This window comes from Oceanobacillus sp. FSL K6-0118 (genome assembly GCF_038006665.1).
Taxonomy (GTDB): domain Bacteria; phylum Bacillota; class Bacilli; order Bacillales; family Amphibacillaceae; genus Oceanobacillus; species Oceanobacillus caeni.
Genome location: NZ_JBBOVR010000001.1, coordinates 1626815 through 1643378, shown reverse-complemented (window position 1 = coordinate 1643378; position 16564 = coordinate 1626815). Strand labels below are relative to the sequence as shown.

Sequence of the window (16564 nt, the reverse complement as noted above, 5' to 3'; positions counted from 1 at the left end):
TTCTACACGTTCCGTTTGAATTCCTTCCAATTTATAACTTATCGCATCAATCGTCCATAAAATAAAGTATCTTAAAAACATAAAACCCCTTTTGGTCAAAGGGGATAGGCGATAATTATTGGCGTTTTTTCGTCTTTTTATTATTATACTTTTCATTTGCTGTTAATGGTTCATTGGCAAATTCATGATCAAATTCCTTAGATAAATTTTTTCTCACTCTTTGCTCATCGCTAAAACTATTTTGTTTATTTTTATTAGCCATCCAAAACACCTCCCAAGAGATATTATGGCTAAAATACCTTTTATCATACTTGGTGAATCATTCTCGCCTCTCGATTCGCTGGGACTGACTTAGTATTTTCCCTATAGGATGATATGTTAATCAAAATTCCTAAAGAAACCATTGTAATAACTAAGGAAGACCCACCATAACTAATGAAAGGTAATGTTACGCCAGTTATTGGAAGTAGTCCAGAAACAGCTCCTAAATTTATACATGCTTGAGCTATAATTTGAAAGGTAATTCCAATTGCAAGTAATTTGGCAAACCTATCCTTACATTCTCTTGCAATCTGTACACCACGGAACATAATGAAAATATATGCACTAATAACTATAATCAATCCCAAAACACCTAGTTCCTCAATAATTACTGCCATAATAAAGTCAGTATGGGCTTCTGGTAGGAATCCTAACTTCTGAATACTATTACCTAAACCATTTCCCATTACTCCCCCTGTCCCAATAGCAATATAACCATTTACTAACTGATACCCTTCACCGAAAGGATCTGCAAAAGGATCAATAAATGAGACTATTCTTTGCATACGATAGGAAGAAGTAATGGAAAAATAAATGATACCTGCCAGCCCGACAGTTCCAAGCATGAATAAATGTCTTTTCTTTACTCCTGAACATATGACAATCGTTAAACAAGCAAGTAAAATAAGTCCCGCGGATCCTAGATCAGGTTGTTTTAAGATTAAAAGAAAAATAATCCCTAATATAATTAAAGGCGGCAAAACCCCATTTTTAAATTGATTAATCGTCTCTTGCTTTTTAGCGTAAAAAGAAGCAAAATACATGATCATAAATAATTTGATTAATTCTGTAGGCTGAAGCAAAATGGGGCCTAATTGAATCCATCGTTGAGAATAATTTCTCTCCGTTCCCAGTCCAGGTATTAACACCATTACTAGCATTACGATTGATACCATTACTAATAATGGACTTAGTTTACTATAGATACGATAGGGTACAAAGGTGGCAATTATAAAGAAAAATAATCCAATGATGAACCATTTCAATTGTTTTGTAAAAAAATATGTAGGGTTATCATAATGGATATAAGCAACGGCATAACTACTACTGTATACCATCATTAATCCAAAACCCGTTAAAAGTAAAGTAATTATTATTAATGAGTAATCAAATTGTTTTATTTTTCGGATTAACATGGATTTCATTGGTAGTTTCCTTTCTCCTGAACAATACTTTCACTAAACATATAATTGTTGAATTGTAACTGTACACTAATATTTGAAATTAACTTCATTGCGTTAAGAGCAAGTGCATACTTCTCAAATAATTCATCATATGCTTTTCCCACATGTTATTTGTTTTCGCCCTTCTAACTTTTCATATTTAATTGCTGGTAAACGGTTTGAACGACAAGTGCATCATCCAAGTAGCCGATTGGAAATAGATAATCAGGAAGTAAATCGGTTGTAACAATAAAATAGAGTAGAGCACCACCCATTAACCCGATTTGAAATGAAGTTCCATTTTCCTCTATAAATCTATGATACATCCATTTCAAATTTTCAATAAACGGACCAATTCCGCCTGTTTTTTTTAGTTTTTCATTAAATTGATTAAATATAGTATTTTTCCCTTCATCTGTCTGACTATAAATTTTATAGTTAACTATTTCCTGTTCCATTTTTTCCAATGTGAAATTTTCATGATACAGGTTAGAAGATTCTATTAATTGTTGGATTTTTTCTAATGCAACTTGAATATCTGAAGCTTTTTCTTCCTTCGTCGCCATATTATAACCGGCAGCTTTTATTAAAGTAGGGAGTTCTATATCTAGCCCCATAGAAAACTTCTCCAAATGTTTTAAGTTAATTTTACGTTTCCCATTCATAATTTTAGAAATGGTAGCATGATCTATACCGCATAGCTTACTCAATTTTCTTATCGATAAATTTCTTTCTTGTAAAATTTTCGATAAAAACACTCCAAATCTTTCATGATTAAAATCTTCCAAATCAATCATACCTTTCCAAATCCATTATGTTTCCATTACCATACCAAATTGGTTCCATTACGTCAACATTGGTTTCAACGGATTAAATAAAGAAGACTTCCATCAGTTGGTTTTTTTCTCTCATCCCCTACAGATAATTAGTCGCACTTATCGGACCTATACGGGCGGTTGATTTCCCACCTACCTTCTTTGTTCCCCAAAAGCTTGAGGTGGGAAAAATCAAGGCATATAAAAAAGAACAAGCGAATAAGCTTGTTCTTTCCCACTTAAAATTAATACCCTACTGCTTTTCTTTCCTCATGACTCGTTATCACTTTATAAAGAGCAGCACGTTCCGTATCGTTTAAAGGTACTAATGGTAATCTCACACCGCCAACTTGTACACCTATATGATTTAATGCTTCTTTCACTGGTGTTGGGTTTGGTGAAGTGAATAATGCTTTCATTAATGGTAAAAGCTGACGATGAAGAGATGCTGCATAAGCTACATCGCCGTCTTTAAAACGAGTTACCATTTCTTGCATTTCATTACCAATTACATGAGACGCAACAGACACTACACCAGCTCCACCTACAGACAATGTCGGTAAAGTCATACTATCGTCACCAGTATAAACGCTGAAATTGTCTGGAGCATCTGTAATAATTTTAGATACATTATCTAAATCTCCACTTGCCTCTTTAATAGATACAATATTTTCAATTTGAGCCAAGCGAATAACCGTTGATGGCTCCATATTTACAACGCTTCGTCCAGGGATATTGTATAGCATAATTGGAAGCTTTGTGCTTTCTGCAATAGCACGAAAATGCTGATACATACCTTCTTGTGATGGTTTATTATAATAAGGAACTACAAGCATAATTCCGTTTACACCAAGTTCCGTAGCTTCTTTCGTTAGCTCAATGGATGCGCTAGTATTATTTGAACCTGTTCCAGCAATAACAGGTACTCTCCCTTCTACCACTTCCATTACAAACTTAAATAAATCAAGTTTTTCCTTATGAGTTAATGTGGGGGATTCACCTGTTGTTCCAGCTACAACTAACCCATCAGAACCATTTTCAATTAAGTGATTTACTAAAGTTCTTGTTGCTTCATAATCGATTTCTCCATTTTGATTGAATGGAGTCACCATTGCCGTTAACACATTACCAAAATTCATAAACTTCACACCCTCTTTTTTATTTTTCGGCCGTACGAGTGTGGAGGACTCATTTAAAAAGCAACAACGAATTCTTAGAGAGCTCGTTGTTGCTAGAACATTTTTAGTAAAAGTTCTTAGCTAGATAGCCCCCCATATAGTCCCCTATATGACAGTTCTGTACTTCTTCAATACAGACCCAACGTTGGGATAATGAGAATCCCTCCGCTTCGGCAAATTCCCCTTTCCTTATGTTTCGTCAGATCTCATTCTCCTCTACATAAGTACTGATGGTCTTTGCACCTCTACCTTACTTTAATAAGTATAAAATAAGAGTTTATTTAATTATTACTACCAATGTATCAAATAACCACATATAAAACAAGCATAATTTAGAGTTCTTCATTTAATATTGCATGCGTTTATTTTTTATTTAAAAAAGGGCCTGCCAATTTGTCGGCTAGACGCGGAAACATATTATATAAATTACTTCCTATATTCATCCAATAAGGAATATTTAGCTCCCTTTTTGGTCGCTCCATTAAATATACAATTTTTTCAGCGACCGTGTCCGCTTGCAACATATATTTTTTCACATTTTTTACATAAGTTCCGGATTGATCCGCACTTTCAAAAAAGTTGGTTTCGATTGGCCCAGGGTTTACAGCAGATACATGAATATTTGTTTTCCTAAGTTCAAGCCTTAACGAATTGGTAAAACCGAGAACGGCATGTTTTGTAGCTGCGTATCCACTTGTTTTTGGCGTCGCTAGTTTACCTGCCTGAGACGCTATATTGACGATATGGCCCATGTTGCGTTCAATCATACTAGGAATTACTTGTTTTGTACAATTCATTAATCCAATGACATTAACATGAAACATCTTTTCCAAATCGTCTAAATTAGCCTCATGAAAAGCATCAAAAACACCAAATCCAGCATTATTTATTAACACATCGATGTTCCCAATATCTTTAATTATTTCAACAAATACCCTTTCTACTGCATCCCTATCACTAACATCAAGTTTAAAATAGTAAGGTTGTACCGAAGTTTCTTTTTTAATTTTCTCAGAGATTGTTTTTAATTTCACCTCAGATCTTGCCAATAAAATGGGATGCGCTCCTTTTTCAGCTACCTTTATAGCGAGTTTTTCTCCAATACCTGATGACGCCCCTGTAATCACTATTATTTTATCTTTTAATCTATTCATACCTCACCCCAAGACTTGCAAATCCATTTTTCTTAATCATACCAAATAAATCAAAATAAATGCCCAGGAAATATTTTAAAAAAAGAAAAAACCACAAACCCGTCCGTGGTTTTCTCACCTTATCATATTAATAACAAAAACTTTTATTTTTCTTCAAAATGATATTCAGGCTCTTCCTTTCCTAACTCCACTTTCATATTATATTCATCTAAAAACCAAGCGTCTTTTTCATTAATATAGAAAGTAATACCTTCTACTTCTGTTTTTATAGCAATTTTTCCATTTTCTCCAACTGATAATCCTAGAAAGAAATTCGAATGCACAGTAGGAATACCGCCATATATTTTTAAATAAAATTGAACCAATTCCCCTTTTTCTAATCCCATTTCATCTATGAACCATTTTGCTGCATCTTTAGATACTTGTAATGCCATTAAAGCCACTCCGTTCTATTTATAATGTCTTTTATATTTTTTGATTTTCTAATTTAATCCGTGCTATTTACAATAAACTAAATTGTTTCTCAAAGCAAAAAGGACGCTTTTATTTAGCGGGAAGGAAACCACCAGATTTTATTTAATTTTCTCAAATTCCTGAACCATCATTTCATAATTCATTGCTCCTAGGGCTACTTTCCTTATCACTCCATCAGAATCAATAAGATAAGAAGTTGGATAAGCATTTACTTTATACATTTGTTCTACCTTTCCCTTTTCATCCTTTAAAATCGGGAAAGTCAAACCAAGCTCATCAACAAATTTCTGTACATCATCAACACTCTTTTCAGTTGATGTTAAATTAACTGCCAAAATTTTAACATCTTCATCGTTATCAAATTTCTGTATGTCTGGCATTTCTGCACGGCATGGTGGACACCACGTAGCCCAAAAATTAACAAATACCTTATTTCCACGATAATCAGATAATTTCACCGTTTCTCCGTTTAACGTTGTCAATTCGATATCTGGAGCCATATCTCCTACAGATGTACCGACTTCCGTTGAATCACGATTTATAACAAAGTCATAAACAGCCCATCCTAGCATCCCTACAATAATAATTACCAATATAATTTTTTTCATTTAATCCCCCCTGAAACCGTACTTATGTAAAATCATTCAATGTTTTCTTTTTTTATATAACTAGAATGATTCCAGGAAACCGTGGATGTATGGGATATCCAAAGATTACGTTTTAATTTTGTATGGTCGAAAAAACAAGTAATCCTAGAGATCATCCTATTAATATTATAACTAAAAAAAGGAAGTTATTTACTTGGTCATGTGTCAAAAGAAGGACAATAATTAACAAGCCTAGCACTAAACTATACCTAAAATAAAAAGAGTTATTTGTCCAAATTAATTTTATAAAGAAGACTTCCATCCGTTTAAGTGGGATAAATAACACCATCTTTTTTCTTCTTATAATTCTCTTTTAATATAACATAACCATATCTTAATATTTAACAAACTTGCATTTATTGAGTTCGTATTTCTATAAAGAAGACTTCCAGCAGTGGGATTCCTTCATCCCCGAATAATGGTTAGTCGATTTATCGGATCTTTCTTTATGGAACAAAAAAACATCTAGGTGGATTATCCTAGATGTTTTTTATTTGCCTGGCGGCGTCCTACTCTCGCAGGGGGAACCCCCAACTACCATCGGCGCTGGAGAGCTTAACTTCTGTGTTCGGTATGGGAACAGGTGTGACCTCTCCGCCATCGCTACCAGACAATTGATATTCAATTAGGATTTGTATCCTGAAAACTAAATAAGAGTAAATCAAGACATGAAAAGAATTTAGTTAAGTCCTCGATCGATTAGTATTTGTCAGCTCCACGTGTCGCCACGCTTCCACCTCAAACCTATTAACCTCATCGTCTCTGAGGGATCTTACTCATTTAAAATGATGGGAAGTCTCATCTTGAGGGGGGCTTCATGCTTAGATGCTTTCAGCACTTATCCTTTCCATACGTAGCTACCCAGCTATGCTCCTGGCGGAACAACTGGTACACCAGCGGTATGTCCATCCCGGTCCTCTCGTACTAAGGACAGCTCCTCTCAAACTTCCAACGCCCACGACGGATAGGGACCGAACTGTCTCACGACGTTCTGAACCCAGCTCGCGTACCGCTTTAATGGGCGAACAGCCCAACCCTTGGGACCGACTACAGCCCCAGGATGCGATGAGCCGACATCGAGGTGCCAAACCTCCCCGTCGATGTGAACTCTTGGGGGAGATAAGCCTGTTATCCCCGGGGTAGCTTTTATCCGTTGAGCGATGGCCCTTCCATGCGGAACCACCGGATCACTAAGCCCGACTTTCGTCCCTGCTCGACTTGTAGGTCTCGCAGTCAAGCTCCCTTCTGCCTTTACACTCTGCGAATGATTTCCAACCATTCTGAGGGAACCTTTGGGCGCCTCCGTTACCTTTTGGGAGGCGACCGCCCCAGTCAAACTGCCCGCCTGACACTGTCTCCGAACCGGATCACGGTCCTGGGTTAGAAGGTCCATACAGCCAGGGTGGTATCCCACGGATGCCTCCACGTAAGCTGGCGCTCACGTTTCTAAGGCTCCCACCTATCCTGTACAAGCTGCACAGACATTCAATATCAGGCTACAGTAAAGCTCCACGGGGTCTTTCCGTCCTGTCGCGGGTAATGCGCATCTTCACGCATCGTATAATTTCACCGGGTCTCTCGTTGAGACAGTGCCCAAGTCGTTGCACCTTTCGTGCGGGTCGGAACTTACCCGACAAGGAATTTCGCTACCTTAGGACCGTTATAGTTACGGCCGCCGTTTACTGGGGCTTCGGTTCTAAGCTTCGGGCAAAAGCCCTAACTCTTCCCCTTAACCTTCCAGCACCGGGCAGGTGTCAGCCCCTATACTTCGCCTTTCGGCTTCGCAGAGACCTGTGTTTTTGCTAAACAGTCGCTTGGGCCTATTCACTGCGGCTCTACTCCGTAGAGCACCCCTTCTCCCTAAGTTACGGGGTCATTTTGCCGAGTTCCTTAACGAGAGTTCTCCCGCTCACCTTAGGATTCTCTCCTCGCCTACCTGTGTCGGTTTGCGGTACGGGCACCTGTGACCTTGCTAGAGGCTTTTCTCGGCAGTGTGAAATCAGGAACTTCGGCCAGAAGGCCTCCCCATCACAGCTTGAAATGGCCAGGCGGATTTGCCTACCTGACTTTCTCACTGCTTGGGCGCACACATCCATCCGTGCGCATTCCTTATCCTACTGCGTCCCCCCATCGCTCAAACGGTCATGAGGTGGTACAGGAATATCTGCCTGTTGTCCATCGCCTACGCCTTTCGGCCTCGGCTTAGGTCCCGACTAACCCTGAGAGGACGAGCCTTCCTCAGGAAACCTTAGGCATTCGGTGAAAGAGATTCTCACTCTTTTTTCGCTACTCATACCGGCATTCTCACTTCTAAGCGCTCCACCAGTCCTCACGGTCTGACTTCACAGCACTTAGAACGCTCTCCTACCATTGTTCGTAAGAACAATCCACAGCTTCGGTGATACGTTTAGCCCCGGTACATTTTCGGCGCAGAGTCACTCGACCAGTGAGCTATTACGCACTCTTTAAATGGTGGCTGCTTCTAAGCCAACATCCTGGTTGTCTAAGCAACTCCACATCCTTTTCCACTTAACGTATACTTTGGGACCTTAGCTGGTGGTCTGGGCTGTTTCCCTTTCGACTATGAACCTTATCACCCATAGTCTGACTCCCAAGTTTAAGTATCTGGCATTCGGAGTTTGACTGAATTCGGTAACCCGATGAGGGCCCCTAGTCCAATCAGTGCTCTACCTCCAGTACTCATCATCTTGAGGCTAGCCCTAAAGCTATTTCGGAGAGAACCAGCTATCTCCGTGTTCGATTGGCATTTCACCCCTACCCACACCTCATCCCCGCATTTTTCAACATACGTGGGTTCGGGCCTCCAGTCAGTGTTACCTGACCTTCACCCTGGACATGGGTAGATCACACGGTTTCGGGTCTACGACCGCATACTAAATCGCCCTATTCAGACTCGCTTTCGCTACGGCTCCGTGTCTTCCACTTAACCTTGCATACAATCGTAACTCGCCGGTCCATTCTACAAAAGGTACGCCGTTACGCATGAACGCGCTTCGACTACTTGTAGGCACACGGTTTCAGGTACTCTTTCACTCCCCTCCCGGGGTGCTTTTCACCTTTCCCTCACGGTACTGGTTCACTATCGGTCACTAGGGAGTATTTAGCCTTGGGAGATGGTCCTCCCGGATTCCGACGGAATTCCACGTGTTCCGCCGTACTCAGGATCCACTCCGGAGGAAATTCTTTTTCGATTACAGGGCTGTTACCCTCTTTGGCTAACCTTTCCAGGTTGATTCATCTAAAGAATTTCTTTGTAACTCCTTGTGGAGTGTCCTACAACCCCAGAGAGCAAGCTCTCTGGTTTGGGCTGTTTCCGTTTCGCTCGCCGCTACTTGGGAAATCGCATTTGCTTTCTCTTCCTCCAGGTACTGAGATGTTTCAGTTCCCTGGGTGTGCCTCTTATGCCCTATGTATTCAGACATAAGTCCTGTTCCATTACGAACAGTGGGTTTCCCCATTCGGAAATCCTCGGATCTATGTTTACTTACAACTCCCCGAGGCATATCGGTGTTAGTCCCGTCCTTCATCGGCTCCTAGTGCCAAGGCATCCACCGTGCGCCCTTATTCACTTAACTAAGTTTACAATGAATAAGCGTTTTATCGCTTTAAAATTTGATGTCTTGTTTACTCTTATTTAGTTTTCAAGGTACAAAGTTTCAGAGAGATTTGCTCTCTCAAAACTGAACCAAACAACACAGTATGCTTCATCCAAATTAGGATGTTCCGTAATGTCCAGCTGCAGCACCCAGCGACTAGCAAACTTCCTTCACCTCCGCACGATAAGTCAACATCGATTCACTTACGTTCATCGTGTTTCCTTTATCTCCTTCGGCTCAGTCTAGTTTGTACGTCGCTAACCGGGTACTTCCGCTTTTCGTATATCCTTAGAAAGGAGGTGATCCAGCCGCACCTTCCGATACGGCTACCTTGTTACGACTTCACCCCAATCATTGGTCCCACCTTCGGCGGCTGGCTCCAAAAGGTTACCTCACCGACTTCGGGTGTTACCAACTCTCGTGGTGTGACGGGCGGTGTGTACAAGACCCGGGAACGTATTCACCGCGGCATGCTGATCCGCGATTACTAGCGATTCCGGCTTCATGTAGGCGAGTTGCAGCCTACAATCCGAACTGAGAATGGTTTTATGGGATTTGCTTGACCTTGCGGTTTCGCTGCCCTTTGTACCATCCATTGTAGCACGTGTGTAGCCCAGGTCATAAGGGGCATGATGATTTGACGTCATCCCCACCTTCCTCCGGTTTGTCACCGGCAGTCACCTTAGAGTGCCCAACTTAATGCTGGCAACTAAGATCAAGGGTTGCGCTCGTTGCGGGACTTAACCCAACATCTCACGACACGAGCTGACGACAACCATGCACCACCTGTCACTTTCGTCCCCGAAGGGAAATCCCTATCTCTAGGGAGGTCGAAAGGATGTCAAGACCTGGTAAGGTTCTTCGCGTTGCTTCGAATTAAACCACATGCTCCACCGCTTGTGCGGGTCCCCGTCAATTCTTTTGAGTTTCAGCCTTGCGGCCGTACTCCCCAGGCGGAGTGCTTAATGCGTTAACTTCAGCACTAAGGGGCGGAAACCCCCTAACACCTAGCACTCATCGTTTACGGCGTGGACTACCAGGGTATCTAATCCTGTTCGCTACCCACGCTTTCGCTCCTCAGCGTCAGTTACAGACCAGAGAGTCGCCTTCGCCACTGGTGTTCCTCCATATCTCTACGCATTTCACCGCTACACATGGAATTCCACTCTCCTCTTCTGCACTCAAGTCCTCCAGTTTCCAATGACCCTCCACGGTTAAGCCGTGGGCTTTCACATCAGACTTAAAAGACCGCCTGCGAGCGCTTTACGCCCAATAAATCCGGACAACGCTTGCCACCTACGTATTACCGCGGCTGCTGGCACGTAGTTAGCCGTGGCTTTCTGGTTAGGTACCGTCAAGGTCAGGTCAGTTACTACCTGACTTGTTCTTCCCTAACAACAGAGTTTTACGATCCGAAAACCTTCTTCACTCACGCGGCGTTGCTCCGTCAGACTTTCGTCCATTGCGGAAGATTCCCTACTGCTGCCTCCCGTAGGAGTCTGGGCCGTGTCTCAGTCCCAGTGTGGCCGATCACCCTCTCAGGTCGGCTACGCATCGTTGCCTTGGTGAGCCTTTACCTCACCAACTAGCTAATGCGCCGCGGGCCCATCTATAAGTGACAGCTTACGCCGCCTTTCAAACTTCTTATTATGCAATAAAAAGTATTATCCGGTATTAGCTCACGTTTCCGCGAGTTATCCCAGTCTTATAGGTAGGTTGCCCACGTGTTACTCACCCGTCCGCCGCTCTTTCCACTAATTTCATCCCGAAGGGATGAAATTAGCTTCCAGCGCTCGACTTGCATGTATTAGGCACGCCGCCAGCGTTCGTCCTGAGCCAAGATCAAACTCTCCAAAAAAGTTTGTTTAGAATTAACATAATTAATTCTATCTCTTAGCTTTTAGAAGTGTTACCTTCTATTTTAAAAGAAAACGAGTTTCTTTTATCTTAACATACTGGTTGTTTTGTTCAGTTTTCAAAGAGCAAATTTTATTATCGCTTCAAATAAGCAACTTTAATAATATATCATAATCGCTATATCTTTGTCAACAACTTCTTAAAAGATATTTTAGGATCATCCAACTTAAATTCATTGGATGGGCCTGAGTGGACTCGAACCACCGACCTCACGCTTATCAGGCGTGCGCTCTAACCAGCTGAGCTACAGGCCCATTTTAAAAGTAATGGAGCGGGTGATGGGAATCGAACCCACGACATCAGCTTGGAAGGCTGAGGTTATACCATTTAACTACACCCGCAAAATTTAATTAAATTTGTACTTTAGATTCAATCCCGACCAACATGCCTCTCCATCTACAAGCCTATTCAAAGAAGTCAATGCTTCGAGGTAACTCGTAGATTATTCGGTAGAAGTGTCGCTCGTGGCTGAGGTTATACCATTTAACTACACCCACAAAACTATAAAAGATATATTAATAGAAATGGTGGACCCTGCAGGACTCGAACCTGCGACCGATCGGTTATGAGCCGATAGCTCTAACCAACTGAGCTAAGGGTCCTTAATATGAATAGCGGCGGAGGGGATCGAACCCACGACCTCACGGGTATGAACCGTACGCTCTCGCCAGCTGAGCTACGCCGCCATATTAAAGATGGAGCCTAGCGGGATCGAACCGCTGACCTCCTGCGTGCAAAGCAGGCGCTCTCCCAGCTGAGCTAAGGCCCCAAAACATATATTTAGTGGTCGGGAAGACAGGATTCGAACCTGCGACCCCATGGTCCCAAACCATGTGCTCTACCAAGCTGAGCTACTTCCCGAATAAGCTGGGCTACTAGGATTCGAACCTAGGATACACGGGATCAAAACCCGATGCCTTACCGCTTGGCTATAGCCCAATCATTAAAATTATATTAAAATTATGGGGCGATCGGTGGGAATTGAACCCACGAGTGCCGGAGCCACAATCCGGTGCGTTAACCCCTTCGCCACGACCGCCATTAGAATATGGCAGGGGTAGTAGGAATCGAACCCACATTGACGGTTTTGGAGACCGTAGTTTTACCATTAAACTATACCCCTTTAATATTCATTTGAGATGGCTCGGGACGGAATCGAACCGCCGACACACGGATTTTCAGTCCGTTGCTCTACCGACTGAGCTACCGAGCCATTTCTTATAAGTGGAGGAGGTAGAGGGATTCGAACCCCCGCGCGGTTTGACCCGCCTGTCGGTTTTCAAGACCGATCCCTTCAGCCAGACTTGGGTATACCTCCAATATAAATTTATAAATGGCGGTCCGGACGGGACTCGAACCCGCGACCTCCTGCGTGACAGGCAGGCATTCTAACCAACTGAACTACCGGACCATTCCTGAAATTTAAAAACTAACCGTATTGCTATTTTCATAAATATATAAATAAACTTTTGGTTGCGGGGGCAGGATTTGAACCTACGACCTTCGGGTTATGAGCCCGACGAGCTACCAGACTGCTCCACCCCGCGATGTGAAAAATATTGAATTTAGATGTTAATGGTGGAGGATACAGGGCTCGAACCTGTGACCCCCTGCTTGTAAGGCAGGTGCTCTCCCAGCTGAGCTAATCCTCCGAAGTACAGGATGTGCTAATGCATGAGTTACGATGGGACGTCACGAACTTAACATGTCTTTTTTAATAAAATAGTGACCCGTACGGGATTCGAACCCGTGTTACCGCCGTGAAAGGGCGGTGTCTTAACCGCTTGACCAACGGGCCATAGGAACTATGGCGGAGAAGGAGGGATTTGAACCCTCGCGCCGCTATCGCGACCTACACCCTTAGCAGGGGCGCCTCTTCAGCCTCTTGAGTACTTCTCCGTAATGGCTCCACAGGTAGGATTCGAACCTACGACCGATCGGTTAACAGCCGATTGCTCTACCACTGAGCTACTGTGGAATAATTAGACTGTAATCTTTCATGAATCATCACTAGAAAACCAAATGTGACATTTATAAACATTAGCATAAACAGATTTAACAGTCAACACTTTTTATTATTATATTTTCGTTTAGCTTATGTAAAGTTTTTTTCAACAGCAAAATCTATGATAAAACGACTTTTGAAATAAGTCAATACATTTCATTAAAAAATGTAAAAATATTTAAATATCCTATGATTACCCTTTAAACTTTCGACCTGAGAATCATGTTTTATCCTCCCTATCCCTTCTGGCTATTTTCCGCAGTAAACGAAGTAGATATGGAGTGTCCCGAAGAATAAATAAACTAATTTCTCCTCCCTTGGTTTTATATAACGGATTCGTTGTTACTAATTGTAATAAAAATAAATGATGTAAATTTTCTTTTGTACCCCGATATACAGTAACACCTTCTATATTCGTATTTCGAATTAATTCCCACATCAAATGTTTTTCCTTTATGTTTAGCTTTGTTAATCGATAATAGGTTTCTTTTTCTCTATTAGGAATTGATTGGAGAATATGTTCTTTATCCGATGTCCCCATACACGCACCCCTATTAACCGTTTCGCTAGGCATTTATTTATGCTTTAATTGTAACATAGGTAAAGACACATTAGAAAACGAACACATCTGCTCGTCATTTAGCGAATGTGTTCGTTTCGCTCATTCTATTAATATCCATGTACTGGTTCAATAACCCCGTACAAAATATGAAATTGACGAACGTTGAAATCAAACATTGCAATTGGATCTCGATAAATTTCTGGATTATTGCTCATTTCATATAATAATTGTTTTTCTTCAGTCAGGTCCTTTTCCACTTCTTTTAAAACTGCCTCCAAACTATTAAAGGCGTTGTTAAAAAACATTTCTACGTCACGTTGGATGGATTTTTCAAAAAGATCAACTTGTAACATAAACCGATCCGTTATCGACTTGGCTATGTCACTATAATCTTTCGTTTCTATAAATTCCCTATATTTCTTAAAAATGAGATGTTTATTTTTTTGTGGAATGGATCCAAAAACTTTTCCTGCCCCTTTTATTAAAAACTGTGAAGAGCCTGACCGCATGATTATATTGGCTTCTTCCAATTGTATATTTCCGTGGCAAATTCGGTCTACATCACGAGCCCAGTCATCTAGTACACGTAAATCGCAATCAAATACTACTTTCTCTTTCCCAAACATTTGATTAAAATTAGTCCTTATTTCATCTAAACTGCTTTTCGAATCCTTAAGCTCCCTTTCACTCTCTTTAATCCATTCATCCATTGCTAAATGAAACACTTGGAGAATATCTTCATTCACATAATCATTTACCCTTCGATTCATTTCCTCATTCAATTTTACATGAATTTGTTCAAAGTCACTATCTTTTGAAACTAAATCCGCACATCCCCTTAATATTTCAGAAACTCCTTTTAACATATTTTCTCTTATTTCATGTTTGATAAAACGATAATTATTTTTTAATATATCTATCTTTTCATTTTGCAATTCATTCAATTGGCGAATCGCTTCATATAAATTATCCACGATTTCTTCGTTTCTCCCAATTGTATCTAGAAAGTTATCCTCTAATTCCTTCTGTTTATCTAATAAAAATCGAAGAAACCTTTTCAGAAACGACAATGTTTTAGTTGCCCTTTCTTCTTCTACCCTTAAATCTTGTAATTTTATAGATGACATAATTTCCGCCCATTGATCATTGTTTTTTTGAGGGAGACTCACAACACTAGAATTTGAAAACTTTATTTTTATCTTTTGTGTTAAATCCGCGTCTTTGAATCCATTATTTATTAAAAATTGAAAATTGATTTCTGGCACTTGTTTTCGTATATGCATAGCCTCATCAATATCCGTTTCATTTTCGACAATGTATATTGCAAAATCGGCTAAGGATTGTTCTAAAAGACCAGCTGATTCCAATATATTTATCTCATTATTTTTCAACATGGACATTTGACAAAGAATAAGTCCATTATTCGTTTTCTTTGTTTCTATTGGCGGTAACGAACTAGATGTTTTGTTTAATTTCCATTTACTTAGTAAAGACGATTTATTTCCACCTAAAAGAACAAAATAATGTTGTAAATCCAATTGTCGCTTCATTTTCTCCGTTAAGTGTGAATCTAAAACAATCCCCTTTTCTTTTGCCCATCTAACCATTAATTCGAATAGTTTCACTGCTTTATATAAGATTTGGGTTGAATCGGCAGAATGATGGAGCAATAAATTCTTAGCCTTTTCAACGCCCATTCTATCCATATGAAAAGGATACATTTCATCCCATGCTATTACAGCTGATGCAGCAAGCTTTGCATCCTCACCTTTAGCAATTCGAAACCAAGTAAGGATTAAGCTAGGAACGATTTCAGATATTTCTTTAACGGTATAGTCACCACTCGTTATATCTGTAATTGTTTCTTTATAAAGGTTTGGTAAATGCCTCCACTCATATTCCACTCCCGGATCAATGTTTGGAGATAGTTTACTCATTTCAAGCAGCCATGATAAATATTGCTTTGTTTGTTTATAATGCGTCCAAAGCGCAACAACCAACTGTTCATAGCACTCTTTATCAACCGTATAAACTTCAGCTAATATAGGATGAAAATAATTTGGTTCCTTATCCTTTACGAGCCCTTTTTCCACGTAAGTCTTCAATACACGAAACCAATGTAGAGACTTTGTACGAATGGCTTCTTTTTCTGCTAGATATAACGCATCCTGCCAACTTTCCTCTTTCTCATAAAATGCTCTTGCTCTTTTGGTTACTCCTGGATAATCAGGATCTGTATCCAAGGCCTTTCGAATCGTATTTTTTGCCTCAAGCAGCCGGCCACGCTTAACATAAAGTAGAAACAATTGCAATAAGATTTCCATTTGCAATACCTTAGAATCGGTTTGAATTTCCTTATAATATTCTTCCGCAATAGCTAAAAAATCTAATTGCAAATGAGCGTCCGCTATATTTTTTTGGGCCCAAGGAAGTAACTCATTAAACACGTTCTCCCACTTAAAAATCGCTGCTTCATAATCCTTGTTTAAATAATATACTTCCCCTTGAGCAAAACGAATTTCCGATAGATCAAAAACTTCCTTTTGCCTTTCTGCTACATATTTTTCCCCTAAAACTAGTAAAGCATGTTTCCCATCATTTTTTTCCAAATAAGTTTTGTAGTAGGACTTCGTCTTTAATTGCTGATCGAATGACATCTTCATCCCTCACTATAACGATATAATTTAAACGTATGAACTCCTTTTCCATAT

The 16564-nt window shown here is 40.4% G+C and carries 9 protein-coding genes, 17 tRNA genes, 3 rRNA genes and 1 riboswitch; all 29 genes read right to left on the bottom strand.

Features of this window, described 5'->3' with window-relative positions; all coding sequences use genetic code 11:
* Nucleotides 1-115 precede the first annotated feature (115 nt).
* Entirely contained in the window at nucleotides 116-262 is a 147-nt protein-coding gene (gene sspO / locus MHI02_RS08545) for a small acid-soluble spore protein O (RefSeq protein WP_047185746.1), read from the bottom strand.
* A 43-nt stretch (nucleotides 263-305) separates the two neighbouring features.
* Nucleotides 306-1457 carry a putative lipid II flippase FtsW gene (ftsW, locus tag MHI02_RS08540; protein ID WP_047185775.1) on the bottom strand — a complete coding sequence of 384 codons (1152 nt, stop codon included), beginning with the start codon at nucleotides 1455-1457 and terminating at the stop codon, nucleotides 306-308.
* Between the two features lie 173 nt (nucleotides 1458-1630).
* On the bottom strand, nucleotides 1631-2281 hold the full coding sequence (locus MHI02_RS08535) for a helix-turn-helix domain-containing protein (protein ID WP_052771745.1): 651 nt from the start codon (nucleotides 2279-2281) through the stop codon (nucleotides 1631-1633).
* Nucleotides 2282-2544: 263 nt separating this feature from the next.
* Complete coding sequence (gene dapA / locus MHI02_RS08530) at nucleotides 2545-3438, bottom strand: 4-hydroxy-tetrahydrodipicolinate synthase (protein WP_047185745.1); 894 nt, start codon at nucleotides 3436-3438, stop codon at nucleotides 2545-2547.
* A 117-nt stretch (nucleotides 3439-3555) separates the two neighbouring features.
* A riboswitch (Lysine riboswitch) is annotated at nucleotides 3556-3733 on the bottom strand.
* Nucleotides 3734-3839: 106 nt separating this feature from the next.
* Nucleotides 3840-4631 (bottom strand): SDR family NAD(P)-dependent oxidoreductase, encoded by a 792-nt coding sequence (locus MHI02_RS08525; RefSeq protein ID WP_047185744.1) that lies wholly within the window; start codon nucleotides 4629-4631, stop codon nucleotides 3840-3842.
* 143 nt (nucleotides 4632-4774) lie between these two features.
* Nucleotides 4775-5065, bottom strand: coding sequence for a HesB/YadR/YfhF family protein (locus MHI02_RS08520; protein ID WP_047185743.1), 291 nt, complete (start codon nucleotides 5063-5065; stop codon nucleotides 4775-4777).
* Between the two features lie 138 nt (nucleotides 5066-5203).
* Nucleotides 5204-5713: a peroxiredoxin family protein gene (locus MHI02_RS08515; RefSeq protein ID WP_047185742.1), complete on the bottom strand. Its 510-nt coding sequence runs from the start codon at nucleotides 5711-5713 to the stop codon at nucleotides 5204-5206.
* 535 nt (nucleotides 5714-6248) lie between these two features.
* Nucleotides 6249-6363: ribosomal RNA gene (rrf, locus tag MHI02_RS08510) — 5S ribosomal RNA — on the bottom strand.
* Between the two features lie 68 nt (nucleotides 6364-6431).
* A 23S ribosomal RNA gene (locus tag MHI02_RS08505) occupies nucleotides 6432-9348 on the bottom strand.
* 313 nt (nucleotides 9349-9661) lie between these two features.
* Nucleotides 9662-11227: ribosomal RNA gene (locus MHI02_RS08500) — 16S ribosomal RNA — on the bottom strand.
* The 16S, 23S and 5S rRNA genes sit together here with 17 tRNA genes alongside, the layout of an rRNA operon.
* Before the next feature lie 239 nt (nucleotides 11228-11466).
* Nucleotides 11467-11540: transfer RNA gene (locus MHI02_RS08495), tRNA-Ile, on the bottom strand.
* Between the two features lie 13 nt (nucleotides 11541-11553).
* Nucleotides 11554-11627 (bottom strand) — tRNA-Gly (locus tag MHI02_RS08490).
* Between the two features lie 184 nt (nucleotides 11628-11811).
* Nucleotides 11812-11888, bottom strand: a tRNA-Ile gene (locus tag MHI02_RS08485).
* 10 nt (nucleotides 11889-11898) lie between these two features.
* Nucleotides 11899-11972, bottom strand: a tRNA-Met gene (locus MHI02_RS08480).
* A gap of 10 nt (nucleotides 11973-11982) precedes the next feature.
* Nucleotides 11983-12055 (bottom strand) — tRNA-Ala (locus tag MHI02_RS08475).
* A gap of 15 nt (nucleotides 12056-12070) precedes the next feature.
* Nucleotides 12071-12147: transfer RNA gene (locus MHI02_RS08470), tRNA-Pro, on the bottom strand.
* Nucleotides 12148-12153: 6 nt separating this feature from the next.
* A tRNA-Gln gene (locus MHI02_RS08465) sits at nucleotides 12154-12225 on the bottom strand.
* Nucleotides 12226-12249: 24 nt separating this feature from the next.
* A tRNA-His gene (locus MHI02_RS08460) sits at nucleotides 12250-12325 on the bottom strand.
* 10 nt (nucleotides 12326-12335) lie between these two features.
* Nucleotides 12336-12409, bottom strand: a tRNA-Trp gene (locus MHI02_RS08455).
* 17 nt (nucleotides 12410-12426) lie between these two features.
* A tRNA-Phe gene (locus MHI02_RS08450) sits at nucleotides 12427-12499 on the bottom strand.
* A 12-nt stretch (nucleotides 12500-12511) separates the two neighbouring features.
* A tRNA-Ser gene (locus tag MHI02_RS08445) sits at nucleotides 12512-12604 on the bottom strand.
* Between the two features lie 16 nt (nucleotides 12605-12620).
* A tRNA-Asp gene (locus tag MHI02_RS08440) sits at nucleotides 12621-12697 on the bottom strand.
* 59 nt (nucleotides 12698-12756) lie between these two features.
* Nucleotides 12757-12833: transfer RNA gene (locus tag MHI02_RS08435), tRNA-Met, on the bottom strand.
* A gap of 29 nt (nucleotides 12834-12862) precedes the next feature.
* Nucleotides 12863-12938 (bottom strand) — tRNA-Val (locus MHI02_RS08430).
* A 74-nt stretch (nucleotides 12939-13012) separates the two neighbouring features.
* Nucleotides 13013-13084, bottom strand: a tRNA-Glu gene (locus tag MHI02_RS08425).
* A gap of 10 nt (nucleotides 13085-13094) precedes the next feature.
* Nucleotides 13095-13185, bottom strand: a tRNA-Ser gene (locus MHI02_RS08420).
* 4 nt (nucleotides 13186-13189) lie between these two features.
* Nucleotides 13190-13264 (bottom strand) — tRNA-Asn (locus tag MHI02_RS08415).
* A gap of 247 nt (nucleotides 13265-13511) precedes the next feature.
* Complete coding sequence (locus MHI02_RS08410) at nucleotides 13512-13832, bottom strand: hypothetical protein (RefSeq protein ID WP_047184028.1); 321 nt, start codon at nucleotides 13830-13832, stop codon at nucleotides 13512-13514.
* A 128-nt stretch (nucleotides 13833-13960) separates the two neighbouring features.
* The gene (locus tag MHI02_RS08405; protein WP_341165847.1) at nucleotides 13961-16510 is read right to left on the bottom strand and encodes a tetratricopeptide repeat protein; all 2550 of its coding nucleotides are present in this window, start codon (nucleotides 16508-16510) and stop codon (nucleotides 13961-13963) included.
* Nucleotides 16511-16564 lie beyond the last annotated feature (54 nt).

Coding starts and splice junctions, on each gene's coding strand:
- ftsW (WP_047185775.1), bottom strand. CDS start 1,457: ATGTTAATCCGAAAAATAAAACAATTTGATTACTCATTAATAATAATT.
- MHI02_RS08535 (WP_052771745.1), bottom strand. CDS start 2,281: ATGATTGATTTGGAAGATTTTAATCATGAAAGATTTGGAGTGTTTTTA.
- MHI02_RS08410 (WP_047184028.1), bottom strand. CDS start 13,832: ATGGGGACATCGGATAAAGAACATATTCTCCAATCAATTCCTAATAGA.
- MHI02_RS08515 (WP_047185742.1), bottom strand. CDS start 5,713: ATGAAAAAAATTATATTGGTAATTATTATTGTAGGGATGCTAGGATGG.
- dapA (WP_047185745.1), bottom strand. CDS start 3,438: ATGAATTTTGGTAATGTGTTAACGGCAATGGTGACTCCATTCAATCAA.
- MHI02_RS08520 (WP_047185743.1), bottom strand. CDS start 5,065: ATGGCATTACAAGTATCTAAAGATGCAGCAAAATGGTTCATAGATGAA.
- sspO (WP_047185746.1), bottom strand. CDS start 262: ATGGCTAATAAAAATAAACAAAATAGTTTTAGCGATGAGCAAAGAGTG.
- MHI02_RS08525 (WP_047185744.1), bottom strand. CDS start 4,631: ATGAATAGATTAAAAGATAAAATAATAGTGATTACAGGGGCGTCATCA.
- MHI02_RS08405 (WP_341165847.1), bottom strand. CDS start 16,510: ATGTCATTCGATCAGCAATTAAAGACGAAGTCCTACTACAAAACTTAT.